This window comes from Streptomyces sp. NPDC006265, from assembly GCF_040613555.1.
GTDB lineage: Bacteria > Actinomycetota > Actinomycetes > Streptomycetales > Streptomycetaceae > Streptomyces.
Genome location: NZ_JBEXSH010000212.1, coordinates 1 through 11,259 on the forward strand (window position 1 = coordinate 1; position 11,259 = coordinate 11,259).

Here is an 11,259-nt window from a genome sequence, read left to right on the forward strand (position 1 = left end):
CCGGGAGGCCAAGCAGAGGCTTGGCGACCCGGTCGCGGCCTGGGCGGACATCGTCTCCGACCCCGAGCGGGCGCGCCGCTACAAGCAGACGCGCGGCAAGGGCGGCCTGGTGCGGGCGAGCTGGGACGAGGCGGTGGAGATGGTCGCCGCCGCACATGTGCACACGATCAAGGCGTACGGCCCGGACCGGCTCGCCGGGTTCTCACCGATCCCGGCGATGTCGATGGTCTCGCACGCCGCCGGCGCCCGCTTCTACTCCCTCCTTGGCGGCGCGATGCTGTCCTTCTACGACTGGTACGCCGATCTGCCGGTGGCCTCGCCGCAGATGTTCGGCGACCAGACGGACGTGCCGGAGTCGGGGGACTGGTGGGACGCAGGCTATCTGATCATGTGGGGCTCCAACGTGCCGGTGACCCGAACCCCGGACGCGCACTGGATGGCTGAGGCCCGCTACCGTGGCCAGAAGGTCGTCGCTGTGTCGCCCGACTACGCGGACAACGTGAAGTTCGCCGACGAGTGGCTCGCGGCCCAGCCGGGAACCGACGGGGCGTTGGCGATGGCCATGGGGCACGTGATCCTCAGGGAGTTCTTCGTCGAGCGGGCCACCCCGTACTTCACGGACTACGTCAAGAAGTACACGGATCTGCCTTTCCTGGTCGCCCTCGACGAGGTGGAGGGCGAGCCGGGCACCTACCGGCCGGGGAAGTTTCTGACCGCCGCCGACCTCGGCGGCGAGTACGCGGAAGCCGAGCATGCGCAGTTTCGGACCGTGCTGCTCGATGCGGCCACGAGGCAGCCGGTGGTGCCGAACGGCACGCTCGGCGACCGCTACGGCGAGTCCGGCGCCGGAAAATGGAACCTGGACCTCGGCGACATCCAGCCGTTGTTGTCTGCCGAGGGCGGTGGCGAAGCGCCGGTCGCGGTCGAGCTGCCACGCTTCGACGCCCCCGACGGCAGTGCGGGGCGGCTGCGGCGGGGCGTGCCCGTGCACCGGGTCGCAGGGCGCCTGGCGACTACGGTCTACGACCTGATGCTGGCCCAGTACAGTGTGGCCCGCGACGGTCTGCCCGGCCAGTGGCCCACCGGCTACGACGACGCCGCCGAGCCGTACACCCCCGCCTGGCAGGCCGCCATCACGGGAGTGGACGCAGCCAAGGCGGCCCGCATCGCCCGCGAGTTCGCGACGAACGCGGAGGAGTCCGGCGGCCGTTCGATGATCATCATGGGCGCCGGGACGAACCACTGGTTCCACTCCGACACCATCTACCGGGCCTTCCTGACGCTGACCACGCTGACCGGCTGCCAGGGCGTCAACGGCGGCGGCTGGGCGCACTACGTGGGCCAGGAGAAGGTGCGTCCGATCACCGGCTACTCGGCGATCGCGACCGCCGCGGACTGGAACCGGCCGACCCGGCTGATGATCCAGACCGCGTACTGGTACCTGCATTCCGACCAGTTCCGATACGACCAGTTCTCCGCCGACACCCTCGCCGCGGCCGGCACTGGCGGCCCGTTCGCGGGCAAGGCCACGGCGGATGTGATCGCGCAGTCGGCCCGGATGGGCTGGATGCCGTCGTATCCGACCTTCAACCGCAACCCCCTCGATCTGGCGGACGAGGCCGAGGCGGCCGGGCGGGCCGTGGGTGAGCACGTGGTTGAGGAACTCAAAGCCGGCCGACTGGGGTTCGCGGGCGAGGACCCGGATGCACCGGAGAACTTCCCCCGGGTGCTGACGGTGTGGCGGGCCAATCTGCTGGGCTCCTCCGCCAAGGGCAACGAGTACTTCCTCAAGCACCTGCTGGGCACCGACTCCTCCGTACGCGCCACCGAAGCACCGCCCGACGCGCGGCCGCGGGATGTCGTGTGGCGTGAGGAGGCACCGGCCGGGAAACTGGACCTGCTGCTGACGCTGGACTTCCGGATGACCAGCACCACCGTCTACTCCGACATCGTGCTGCCCGCCGCCACCTGGTACGAGAAGCACGACTTGTCCAGCACGGACATGCACCCCTTCGTGCACGCCTTCAATCCGGCGATCTCCCCGCCGTGGCAGACCCGCACCGACTGGGACGCCTTCCACACGCTCGCGAAGGAGTTCAGCCGCCAGGCCGCCGGTCATCTCGGTGTGCGCAAGGACGTGGTGGCGGCACCGCTGTTGCACGACACCCCGGACGAGCTGGCCAATCCGCACGGGAGGGTGCGGGACTGGAAGGCGGGGGAGTGCGAGCCGGTTCCCGGCCGCACCATGCCCAAGCTCGTCACCGTGGAGCGCGACTACGGCGCGATCGCCGACAAGATGGCGGCCCTCGGCCCGCTGCTGGACACCCTGGGGGCCACCACCAAGGGCGTCACCTTCAAAGTCGACCGCGAACTGGAGTACCTGCGGCACAAGAACGGCACCGTCCGCGGCGGGGCGGCCGACGGCCGGCCCTCGATCGCCCGCGACGTGCACGCCTGCGAGGCGATCCTCGCCCTGTCCGGCACCACCAACGGCCATCTCGCCACCCAGGGCTTCCACACCCTCGAAGCCCGCACCGGCGCCCAGCTCGCGGACCTGGCGGCCGAGCACGAGGGCAAGCAGATCACCTTCGCCGACACCCAGGCCGCGCCCGTGCCGGTCATCACCTCCCCCGAGTGGTCCGGATCGGAGACCGGTGGACGCCGCTACTCCCCGTTCACCGTCAACGTCGAGCGCCTCAAGCCATGGCACACCCTCACCGGCCGCCAGCATTTCTACCTCGACCACGACTGGATGACTGCGCTCGGCGAGCAACTCCCCGTCTACCGGCCCCCGTTGAATATGCACGCCCTGTTCGACGAGCCCCACATCGGCGTGACCGGTGAACTCGGCGTGACCGTGCGCTACCTGACGCCGCACAACAAGTGGTCCATCCACTCCGAGTACCAGGACAACCTGTTCATGCTCTCCCTCTCTCGGGGCGGGCCGACGATCTGGATGAGCACGCAGGACGCGGCCAAGGTCGGGGTCAAGGACAACGACTGGATCGAGGCCGTCAACCGCAACGGCGTGGTCGCCGCCCGAGCGGTCGTCTCTCACCGCATGCCGGAAGGCACTGTCTACATGCACCACGCCCAGGACCGCCTGATCGACGTGCCCCGCACCGAGACCACCGGCCGACGCGGAGGCATCCACAACTCCCTGACCCGCCTGCTGATCAAACCCAGCCACCTCATCGGCGGCTACGCCCAGCTCTCCTACGCCTTCAACTACCTCGGCCCGACCGGCAACCAGCGCGACGAGGTCACCGTCATCCGCCGCCGCACGAACCAGGAGGTGACGTACTGATGCGCGTCATGGCCCAGATGGCGATGGTGATGAACCTCGACAAGTGCATCGGCTGCCACACCTGCTCGGTCACCTGCAAACAGGCGTGGACCAACCGCACCGGCGTCGAGTACGTCTGGTTCAACAACGTCGAGACCCGCCCCGGCCAGGGATACCCCCGCCGCTACGAGGACCAGGACACCTGGAAAGGCGGCTGGGAACTCAACAAACGCGGGAAACTCGCGCTGAAAGCGGGCGGCCGGTTCAAGAAGCTGATCCAGATCTTCTCCAACCCGGTGCTGCCGTCCCTCGACGACTACTACGAGCCGTGGACGTACGACTACGAGACCCTGACCAACGCCCCGCTGCAGGAGCACACCCCCGTCGCCCGCCCCAAGTCCCTGATCACCGGCAAGGACATGAAGATTTCCTGGTCCGCGAACTGGGACGACGACCTCGGCGGCTCGGCTGCGACCAGCGAGAAAGACGTCCTGCTGAACCAGGTCGCGCAGAAGATCAAGCTCGAGTTCGAGCAGACCTTCATGTTCTACCTGCCACGCATCTGCGAGCACTGCCTCAACCCGTCCTGCGCGGCCTCCTGCCCCTCCGGCGCCATCTACAAGCGCGAAGAGGACGGCATCGTCCTCGTCGACCAGGACCGCTGCCGCGGCTGGCGTATGTGCGTCACCGGATGCCCCTACAAGAAGGTCTACTTCAACCACCGCACCGGCAAGGCCGAGAAATGCACCTTCTGCTTCCCCCGTGTCGAGGTCGGCCTGCCCACCGTCTGCTCCGAGACCTGCGTCGGCCGGCTGCGTTACCTCGGCCTCGTCCTCTACGACGCCGACAAGGTGCTGGAAGCCGCCTCCACGCCGGAGGAAACCGCCCTGTACGAGGCACAACGGAAGGTCTTCCTCGACCCGCACGACCCGGACGTCGTCGCCGCGGCGGAGAGGGCGGACATTCCGCGAGACTGGATCGAGGCTGCTCAGCGCTCCCCGATCCACGCCCTCATCAACACCTACCAGGTCGCGCTGCCGCTGCACCCGGAGTACCGCACCTTGCCGATGGTCTGGTACATCCCGCCGCTGTCCCCGGTCGTCGACGCCGTACGCGACACCGGTAACGACGCCGAGGACCACCGCAACCTGTTCGCCGCAGTCGACGCCCTGCGCATCCCCGTCGACTACCTTGCCCAACTGTTCACCGCGGGCGATCCGGCCCCGGTGGACGCGGTGCTGCGCCGCTTGGCGGCGATGCGCTCCTACATGCGCGACATCAACCTCGGCCGCGAGCCCAACGCCGCCATTCCGAAGCAGGTTGGGATGGGGGAGGAGCAGATGTACGACATGTACCGGCTGCTGGCCCTGGCCAAGTACGACGAGCGCTACGTCATCCCGCCCGCGCACGCAGAGCAGGCCCACCAGTTGGAGGAGCTGGCCACCGAGTGCAGCCTGGACTACGAGGGCGGCCCCGGCATGGGAGGCTCCGGCCCCTTCGGCGAGACCTCCGGCGGCGCCGCACCCATCGCCGTGGAGAACTTCCACGCCCTGAGCGACCGGCAGACCTCCGACACCCCCGCCACCCCCAGCCACAAGGCCACCCGCGTCAACCTGCTCAACTGGGACGGCAAGGGCTCCCCACCCGGCCTGTTCCCGGACCAACCATCCGGCGGCGGCAACGGTGCCGACGGGGACCGCGGCGGGGAGGTCGAGCCAAGGCCATGAAAAGGAAGACCATGCGCGCAGCCCGCACGCAGCCCTGGCACTCCTACGCCTGGCAGGCCCAGTCCCTGCTGCTCGCCTACCCCGACGAGCAGTTCGGGCAGCGCCTGGCCCTGGCTCGTCGGGCCGCCGCCACCCTGCCGGAACCGGTCGCCCGTCCCCTGCTGCGCTTCGTCGCACATGCCGAGCAGACGGCCGGCGCCGACTTGGCCACCACCTACGTCGCCACCTTCGACCACCGCAAACGCTGCTGCCTGTACCTGACGTACTACGCGCACGGCGACACCCGCAAGCGCGGCATCGGCCTGCTGCGGCTGAAGCAGACGTACTCCGCTGCCGGATGGCAACTGGGCGACGACGAACTGCCCGACCACCTCGCCGTCGTCCTCGAGTTCGCCGCCACCGAACCGGAAGCCGGACAGCGTCTGCTCACCGAACACCGTGCCGGTCTGGAACTGCTGCGCCTGGCCCTGAACGACGACGACTCGCCCTGGGCCCATGTGCTGGACTCCGTCTCGGGCACCCTGCCGGCCCTGTCCGGCGACGATCGCGAAGCCGTCATGCGTCTCGCCGCCGACGGCCCGCCCGAGGAACAGGTCGGCCTCGACCCGTACGCATCTCCGGTGTTCCTGCCCGACCCCGTCGTAGGAGGTCCCCGATGACCGCACCCGCGCAGCCCCTCACCCTGGCGGCGGGGACTGGCACCGGTGGCATCCTGCTCTGGGTTGTCCTGCCCTACGTGGCCCTGGCCGTCTTCGTCCTCGGCCACGTCTGGCGCTACCGCTACGACAAGTTCGGCTGGACCACCCGCTCCTCCCAGCTCTACGAGAATCGCCTGCTGCGCATCGGCAGCCCGCTGTTCCACTTCGGCATCCTCGTCGTGCTCCTCGGCCACATCGGCGGCCTGGTCATCCCCAAGAGCTGGACTCAAGCGGCCGGGATCAGCGAGCACACGTACCACATCGGCGCGGTCGTCCTCGGCACCATCGCCGGCGTCGCCACACTCGGCGGGCTCGCCATCCTGATCTACCGGCGCCGTACCGTCGGCCCCGTCTTCTCCGCCACCACCCGCAACGACAAAGCCATGTACGTCTCGCTGACCGTGACCATCGTCCTCGGCCTGGCCGCGACCGTCGCCGCCAATGTCGTGGGTGGCGGCTACGACTACCGCGAGACGATCTCTCCCTGGTTCCGCTCGATCTTCTACCTCCAGCCCGACCCGGACCCGATGACCGGCGCCCCGGTCCTGTTCCAGCTCCACGCCGTCAGCGCGCTGTTGCTCTTCGCGTCCTGGCCGTTCACCCGCCTGGTGCACATGCTGACCGCCCCCATCGGCTACCTCACCCGGCCCTACATCGTCTATCGCAGCCGCGACGTGCAACTCGGCGCCCGCGCCCCACGCCGCGGCTGGGAGCGTACCCGGTAGTCCTGCGCCGTCCGCCTCAGAGTGTGCCTGCCTCCCGGGGCTGGAGGATCAAGCCGAGGACCGTCGCGGTGAAGATGGACAGGACCGCCCAGCCGTCCGGCTTGATCCCGTCGGGCTGCGGCAGTGGATAGACGATCAGGCCCACAGCGCCTGGGGCCATCCACTTGGTCGCCGTCCACACCGCGGCGGACCTGGCCTGGCGGGGGTACGGCCCGGGGGCGCCGCCCCGGCGAGTGATCCTTCGGTGTCCCAACCGGCCCTCATCGTGGGGTCGAATGGCACCACAGGAGTCGTACTGCGCGCCTGTGAAGCGTCGACGCGGCAGTGTGCCCCGAGGTCGCTTGCCCAGGGCTGCCATACCGGCCGCGGTTCCTCAGCCGACGGGGGAAATTTCAGCTCGGTTGGTCGGATCGTCGCCCCCGGTACATCCGCTCCGCGCACCCTCGAGCCACTGTTGACGGGCAGCCAACTATCGAACAGCGGGGCGGAACGCCGTGTCGGTCCGGTGGGTGATCGGGTAACGCTCCGGGCGCCTGAGCACAGGTGGCTGCGCGTCCACGCGGCGCGGCCGGCCTCGCGGGTTACGCGTCCGCTCCCGAGGGGAGGGGCACCGTCCATTCCACGACGGTGCCGGTGGGCTCGTTCAGCGTGAGCGTGAGGCTGCCACTCAGGTCGGTGGCGCGCTTGCGGAGGTTGTCCAGGCCGCTACGGCGGGTGACGGCCGGGTCGATGCCCCGCCCGTTGTCGGCCACGCGCAGTCGCAGCAGGGTGCCGTCCGTCTCGGCGGTGACCTCGACGGCGGTGGCGTGCGCATGCCGGGCGGCGTTCGACAGCGTCTCGCGGAGCACAGCCAGCATGTGATCGGCGTGGCCGGCGGGTACGACGGTGTCCAGCAGGCCGGTCATGCGCAGGGCGGGGCCGAAGCCGAGCGTCTCGGCGGCCTGGTCGGTTTCGGACAGCAACTTCGCGCGCAGCCCGGAACGCGCGTCGGCACGATCGCGCTCGCGCAGCGCATAGATCGTGGTCCGCACCGTTTTGATCGTGTCGTCGAGGTCGTCGACGACGCGCTGGACGCGCTCGACCACCTCGGGCTTGTCGGCCAGCCGGCTCAGTACGGAGTTCAGTGTCAGCCCGGAGGCGAACAGCCGCTGGATGGCCAGGTCGTGCAGGTCGCGGGCGATACGGTCGCGGTCGGTGAGAACCAGGAGATGCTCGGCCTCGCGTCGGTGCTCCGCGATCTCCAGGGCGAGAGCGGCCTGGTCGGCGAAGCCACTGATCATCGTCTTGGTGGCGTCGGAGAACTCCTCGCCGCCGGGCAGGTTGGCGACCTGCAGGACTCCGCGGGCGTGCTCGCGGCCGCCCAGCGGAAGCAGGAACCCGGCCCCCAGTTCCACCTGGGCTGCGGAGCCACCCCCTTCCTGCGGTTCACGGGACAGCGCGTTGCTGCTGATCCGCTCGCTGGAGTGGTAGACCTTCGCCGCCAACGTGGTGGCCGGCAACACCAGCCCGCGCACCCGATCGGCGCCTGCCCCGTCCGCGGCCTCGATCACCAACTCGTCGCCGCCGTCGAAGGGCACGGCAAGCGTCACCAGATCGGCTTCGGCCAGCGCCCTCACGGTGGCGGCGACCTGGTGCAGTACCTGGTCCGGGTCGGTGCCCGACAACAGGCTCCGGGTCAGGTCGCTGCTCGCCGCGAGCCACTGCTCCCTGCGGCGCGTGTCCTCGTAGAGCCGGGCGTTTTCGATGGCGACGCCGGCCGCGGCCGCCAGGGTGCGCAGTACGGCCTCGTCCTCGTCGTCGAACTGCGCCCCGCCGCGCTTGTCGGTCAGGTACAGGTTTCCGAAGACACGGTCGCGTACGCGCACCGGAGCTCCCAGAAACGTGGTCATCGGCGGATGCCCCTCAGGGAAGCCCACCGATTCGGGGTGTGCCCCCAGGTCGGCCAGCCGCAGGGGCTCAGGTTCCCTGATCAGCAGCCCCAGGATGCCCTGGCCGTCGGGATAGTGGCCGATCGCCTTGATGGTCTCCTCGTCCACACCGACCGTGATGAACTGCTTGATCCGGCCTTCCTCGCCCAGTACCCCCAGAGCCCCGTACTCGGCATCCACCACGGCCACCGCGGACTCCGTGATGCGCCGCAGCACCACATCGAGATCCAGGTCGGAGCCGATCGCCAGTACCGCATCCAGCAGAGTGTGCACCCGGTCCCGCGTCGCACGTACCTGAGCCACCTGTGCCTGCAGGCCCTCCAGCAGCTCGTCCAGCCGCAACTGGGGTGCCGCCTGAGCGCCCCTCCGCTCTTCGGCCGGACTCTCCGCCATCCCCGCTCCCTCCGGAAAAGATGCCACTGGCACCTCCCCAGCATGCCTCAATGGCCCTGTCCACACGCGAACCCATGTGTGGAATGCGGCGGTCAGGGCAGCTCAGATCCTATTACGCAGGTTGCACTGGGAGAGTCCTTCCCCCGTGACGGTTCTTGATCGCTGCCGTACCCGGCATCAGGCCGTAACGGAGACGTTCGGCGTCCAGCCGATCTGCGACGTCCTCGCCGAGACGGACGCGCCGATCGCGCCGAGCACCTACTACGCCGCGCCCGCACCCGCCTGCCCTCGGCCCGCAGCCTGCGAGACGAGTAAGTCACCAAGGAGATCCGCCGCGTCCACGAGGCCAAACTACGGCGTCTACGGGGCCCGCAAGGTCCACGCCGCCCTCCGGCGCGAGGGATTCGAGGTGGCCCGCTGCACGGTCGAACGCCTCATGCGCCGGGCGGACCTGCGCGGGGTGATCCGGGCCAAGAGCCCGCGCACCACCAGCAGGGCGCTCAAGTGTGTCGCAGTCCGAGGTGAAGCCGGACATCGCCCGCGTCCTTCCCGGGCCGTGCTCGAAGCCCATGTCCGCGAAGTGGTAGGTATCCGGCGCGGTGCGCGTGGGATGCGCCGTATCGCTGGTGTGTATCAGTCACTTGAGGCGCCGCAACGCCCGCGTGAACGCATCGGTCTGTTGTCCCAGGGCTCCGAAGAACTCGGCGTCGCATGCCTCGACCGCGACCACGGCGCGGTTCGCCAACACGCGCCCCTCCTTTGTCACAGTGAGCGCCCGTGCCCGGCCGTCCTGCGGGTGCGGGTGGCGCTCGACCAAACCGCGACCTTCCAGGGCACGCAGAACCTGGGACGTCATCATGGGGTCCGACGCGGCGTGGTCGGCGAGCGCCCTTTGCGTCACCGGCCCCTCGGATCCCAGCCAGGTCAACGTCGCGAGGAGCACGAATTGGACGTGGGTGAGCCCGTAGGGCTTGAGGGTGAGGCGGATAGCCGCCTGCCATCGGTTGGTGACCTGCCACAGGAGCAATCCGGGGCTCTCCTCGGCGTCGGTATACCTGGTGTCCAGGTCACGCGGGGTCACGAAGCGACCATGGCTGAACGAATCCGACGGAAATCATCTTCGGTCAGCTCGACCAGGCCGCGTCGCAGCTGGTGGCCCCAGTTCGCGATGGAGGTCAGGGCCAGGGAGCCGCCGAACCGGCGGATGGGTACTTCCACCGCGGGTTCCACGTAGTGGACCCGTCGGCGCCAGGGTTGGAAGCCGCCTTCGTCGGCTTGCCAGATCTCGCCGTCGGCGATCTCACCGATCGCGGTGAACGCCTGGAGCGTCTCACCGTCTCGCAGGCTCGTGCGTGGCGAATAGTAGATCAGCCAATCGCTGGGGCTGAGTCGGGCCAGGCCAGGGCGCTTGCCGTGGCCCAGTTGGGCTATGCCTGCCTTGGTGGCGCGGTGCACGTGGTCGCGACTGACGACGCCCAGCCAGTACTTCACGCGAGGCCCCTCGTGGAAAGAGCCTCGGCCACGGCCTTCAGGCTGTCCAGATCCCGCTGCAACGTCGCCTTGATGCCCTTGCCGAGAATCAGATTCCAGAGGTGGGACAGCGGCCCGGCCAAGGTGACGGTCACCTGAACCTTCGTGCCGCCATCCGGGGTTTCCTCCACGAAGTGGCTGAACGTCATACGTGCCCCGGCGAGCCTGGAGACGTCGACGAATCGGTCGTCGGCGAGCTCGGCGATGACGAACTTCGTCTTGGGGCCGCCCTTGGGCTTCAGGACACCGGTTGAACCAGCCTTGAATGGGCCGTCGAGGCGGACCCATTCAATGTCGGCGTTCCATTCCGGCCAGGTCGCCATGTCGGCCCAGCGGGCAAAGAAGGAGGACGGGGCAGCGGTCGAAGTGGTCCGGGCAGTGCCGATGGTCATCATGCAGATAGTATGCGCGCTTATTAATTTGAGGTCGAATCCCTGAGCCATGGCATGCGACCGCCCGCTTGGTTCGCGATCGGCTTCTCACTGAGGGGTTTCAATCTGACGTTGCAGGTCGCGGGGCTGGCGTGGGCCGTGGATGAGGTGCTCGTGCGGGTCGGTGACGTGATCGTCGGCAGGCGATCGTCCGCCAGCGGGGTCACATCGGAAAGCCGCTGGTCATACCGGAGGACCGCCAGGACGATCAGAGCGACTCGGCCGGGCGGGAGCGTGCGTCAACGGGAGCGGATCTTCTTCAGGTGGCCGCGGACCAAACCGGCAACAGGTCCAGGGTGGCGCTCGACAGCGGCAGGCGGCACCGGTAGTCAAGCCCCTCAGTGCCCTCGGCGGGGCTGATGTCCTTTCGCATGGAATCACCAACTCCTGCCCGGCAGCATGCGCGTTTCGCCGGAATCAGGGTCGTGTCCCGCATCGTGGTGTATGGGATCAAGCGTTACGCGTACCGGTACGAGGCCCCTGACGATCTCTGCGGAGGCGGCAGTCCACGAGGCGCCCTGCTGAGGCGAGTTGAACCTCT

The 11,259-nt window shown here is 68.8% G+C and carries 9 protein-coding genes and 1 pseudogene; 5 read left to right on the top strand and 5 right to left on the bottom strand.

What is annotated here, in order from left to right:
- From ABZ281_RS18820 to narI, 4 genes are all read left to right on the top strand, one after another.
- Positions 1-3,307, top strand: a 3,307-nt coding sequence (locus ABZ281_RS18820) for a nitrate reductase subunit alpha (RefSeq protein ID WP_356656828.1), incomplete at its 5' end; no start/stop codon positions are given.
- Positions 3,307-5,013 (top strand): nitrate reductase subunit beta, encoded by a 1,707-nt coding sequence (gene narH, locus ABZ281_RS18825; RefSeq protein ID WP_356656830.1) that lies wholly within the window; start codon positions 3,307-3,309, stop codon positions 5,011-5,013. The genes ABZ281_RS18820 and narH, both read left to right, overlap by 1 nt.
- An 11-nt stretch (positions 5,014-5,024) precedes the next feature.
- Positions 5,025-5,672 carry a nitrate reductase molybdenum cofactor assembly chaperone gene (gene narJ, locus ABZ281_RS18830; RefSeq protein WP_356656832.1) on the top strand — a complete coding sequence of 216 codons (648 nt, stop codon included), beginning with the start codon at positions 5,025-5,027 and terminating at the stop codon, positions 5,670-5,672.
- On the top strand, positions 5,669-6,436 hold the full coding sequence (narI, locus tag ABZ281_RS18835; protein ID WP_356656834.1) for a respiratory nitrate reductase subunit gamma: 768 nt from the start codon (positions 5,669-5,671) through the stop codon (positions 6,434-6,436). Before narJ ends, narI begins: the two co-directional genes overlap by 4 nt.
- A gap of 16 nt (positions 6,437-6,452) precedes the next feature.
- Here the strand turns inward: narI and ABZ281_RS18840 are convergent, their stop codons facing one another.
- Positions 6,453-6,689 (bottom strand): anion permease, encoded by a 237-nt coding sequence (locus ABZ281_RS18840; RefSeq protein ID WP_356656836.1) that lies wholly within the window; start codon positions 6,687-6,689, stop codon positions 6,453-6,455.
- Between the two features lie 328 nt (positions 6,690-7,017).
- Positions 7,018-8,757, bottom strand: coding sequence for a GAF domain-containing protein (locus tag ABZ281_RS18845; protein ID WP_356656838.1), 1,740 nt, complete (start codon positions 8,755-8,757; stop codon positions 7,018-7,020).
- Between the two features lie 358 nt (positions 8,758-9,115).
- Between ABZ281_RS18845 and ABZ281_RS18850 the strand changes: the two are divergent.
- Positions 9,116-9,250, top strand: a pseudogene (locus ABZ281_RS18850) (IS3 family transposase); the annotation flags it as partial.
- 144 nt (positions 9,251-9,394) lie between these two features.
- On the opposite strand, the gene ABZ281_RS18855 reads toward ABZ281_RS18850, so the two are convergent.
- The 3 genes from ABZ281_RS18855 to ABZ281_RS18865 are packed head-to-tail and all read right to left on the bottom strand — an operon-like array spanning position 9,395 to position 10,682.
- The gene (locus ABZ281_RS18855; RefSeq protein WP_356656840.1) at positions 9,395-9,838 is read right to left on the bottom strand and encodes a MarR family transcriptional regulator; all 444 of its coding nucleotides are present in this window, start codon (positions 9,836-9,838) and stop codon (positions 9,395-9,397) included.
- On the bottom strand, positions 9,835-10,248 hold the full coding sequence (locus tag ABZ281_RS18860) for an EVE domain-containing protein (RefSeq protein WP_356656842.1): 414 nt from the start codon (positions 10,246-10,248) through the stop codon (positions 9,835-9,837). The genes ABZ281_RS18855 and ABZ281_RS18860 overlap by 4 nt, the downstream gene beginning before the upstream one ends.
- On the bottom strand, positions 10,245-10,682 hold the full coding sequence (locus ABZ281_RS18865) for an SRPBCC family protein (protein WP_356656844.1): 438 nt from the start codon (positions 10,680-10,682) through the stop codon (positions 10,245-10,247). The genes ABZ281_RS18860 and ABZ281_RS18865 overlap by 4 nt, the downstream gene beginning before the upstream one ends.
- Positions 10,683-11,259 lie beyond the last annotated feature (577 nt).

Bases quoted from the DNA above. Each gene is read 5' to 3' on its own strand.
- narH (WP_356656830.1), top strand. From the start codon at position 3,307: ATGCGCGTCATGGCCCAGATGGCGATGGTGATGAACCTCGACAAGTGC.
- narJ (WP_356656832.1), top strand. From the start codon at position 5,025: ATGCGCGCAGCCCGCACGCAGCCCTGGCACTCCTACGCCTGGCAGGCC.
- narI (WP_356656834.1), top strand. From the start codon at position 5,669: ATGACCGCACCCGCGCAGCCCCTCACCCTGGCGGCGGGGACTGGCACC.
- ABZ281_RS18845 (WP_356656838.1), bottom strand. From the start codon at position 8,757: ATGGCGGAGAGTCCGGCCGAAGAGCGGAGGGGCGCTCAGGCGGCACCC.
- ABZ281_RS18865 (WP_356656844.1), bottom strand. From the start codon at position 10,682: ATGATGACCATCGGCACTGCCCGGACCACTTCGACCGCTGCCCCGTCC.